We start from the raw sequence: 1,336 nt of genomic DNA, 5'->3' as shown, positions 1-1,336 counted from the left end.
TGATCTTGACCCTCCATCTCCGAACAGCTTTTGTATCTTAAGTTAACGATGTCCGCTGCCGCCGGTATTCCCTCGGGGAGTGATATCCCAGCGCGCTGTGCGGGTGGTTTTCATTGTAATGCGTGAACGCTACTGCAAGGTTTCGCAGTGCTGTTCTCACATCCGGTTTTGGCATGAACGCGATATAGTCTTCTTTCATCGTTTTCACGAACCGTTCGGCCATGCCATTACTCTGCGGGCTGCTCACCGCTGTTGTGCAGGGCTCCAGATTCAGCTCTCTCGCGAACCTCCGCGTTTCATACGCGGTATACGCTGAACCGTTATCCGTCAGCCACTGCACCGCTGTGTCGGGCAACCTGTCGCCGAAGCGCTTTTCCACCGACCTCAGCATCACATCCTGCACGGTCGAACTGTCATAGCCTCCCGTGCTTGCTGCCCAGTCTATGGCCTCACGGTCGCAGCAGTCCAGCGCGAACGTTACCCGCAGTTTTTCGCCGTTGTCGCAGCCGAACTCGAAGCCATCTGAACACCAGCGCATATCGCTTTCTGCCACCGCTATCTTGCCCTTATGTTCACGCTTCGGTCGCTCTGGTTTGTGATGCAACAACAACAGGTTATGCTCGCTCATTATCCTGTAAAGCCGTTTGGCATTCACAGGTGGCTGTCCCTCTGTGCGACGTTGCTTGCGCAGGATGCCCCACACGCGTCGATAACCATAACTCGGCATATCGCTGATAATGTTGAGGATAGCCGACAGTATTTCTGCGTCTGCTTCTTCATTACGCCGGTTACAGCGCCTGTCCTGCCAGTCGGCAGAACGGTTAATCCGCAGTGACAGTTGCGCACGCGACACGCCCATGGTCCGGCTGACCATGGCTATTCCCCGTCCTTTGGCAACAAGGGCGCGTGCGCTATCCATTTTCGCGACTGACCGTACTCCACGGCTTCTTTCAGGATCTCAACTTCCATCGTTTTCTTGCCCAGAAGGCGCTGAAGCTCCCGGACCTGCTTCAGAGCAGCAGTAAGCTCAGAAGCAGGAACGACTTCCTCTCCAGCCGCAACGGCGGTGAGGCTGCCTTCCTGATATTGCTTCTTCCACTTAAACAGCAGGCTGGGCTGGATACCATGCAGGCGGGCGACATGGGAGACATTCATACCCGGCTCCATCGTCTGCTGGATAATGGCGATCTTCTCCTGAGGAGTTTTACGTTTACGGACTTCTTGCCCTAACAGGATCCCGGTCATCTCAAAATTGGCGTTAGTGTTAGACATATATTCAAGCCTATCTCTTATCTGGAGATACAGCTACTGTCCGGTGTTTCAGGGGGCTACATCA

General features: G+C 54.5%; 1 protein-coding gene. It reads right to left on the bottom strand.

The window, feature by feature from the left end:
• Positions 1-37: 37 nt before the first annotated feature.
• Positions 38-1,245 (bottom strand): IS3 family transposase gene (locus LZ634_RS19895; RefSeq protein ID WP_089617520.1). Its coding sequence is split into 2 segments (ribosomal slippage): positions 38-924 and positions 924-1,245, totalling 1,209 coding nucleotides; the frame shifts between segments, so codons are not numbered across the junction.
• Between the last annotated feature and the right edge of the window lie 91 nt (positions 1,246-1,336).

The organism is Kluyvera intermedia, assembly GCF_021440345.1.
Lineage (GTDB): Bacteria > Pseudomonadota > Gammaproteobacteria > Enterobacterales > Enterobacteriaceae > Kluyvera > Kluyvera intermedia_A.
Note: the sequence above shows the minus strand (reverse complement) of the source record. Positions and strands in the feature narration are given on the sequence as shown.